This is a genomic window from Bacillus sp. AC266 (assembly GCF_979253805.1).
Genome location: NZ_CEEDEC010000063.1, coordinates 1 through 244, shown reverse-complemented (window position 1 = coordinate 244; position 244 = coordinate 1). Strand labels below are relative to the sequence as shown.

Here is a 244-nt window from a genome sequence, read left to right as displayed (position 1 = left end):
CAATTGTCCCAAAATCTATCATGATCTCACTCCTTATTGTTCCAGTTGCATTTCTTTTGAAAGCTCAAATGCACTATGTAATGCATTCACAGCCTCCACTACATCGGCTTCTTTTACAAGAACCCAAATTGTCGTATGACTATCTGCTGATTGCAGAATTTGAATACCATTTTCCGCTAAAGCTGTGACAATTTTCGCTGTAACCCCTGGAATACCTGCCATTCCAGCACCAACGATAGAAACC

Annotated in this window: 1 protein-coding gene; it reads right to left on the bottom strand. The window is 40.6% G+C overall.

Annotation, left to right across the window (positions count from 1 at the left end; all coding sequences use genetic code 11):
- Positions 1-33: 33 nt before the first annotated feature.
- Positions 34-244, bottom strand: a 211-nt coding sequence (locus tag AC0IXC_RS29325) for an ACT domain-containing protein (protein WP_471653725.1), incomplete at its 5' end; no start/stop codon positions are given.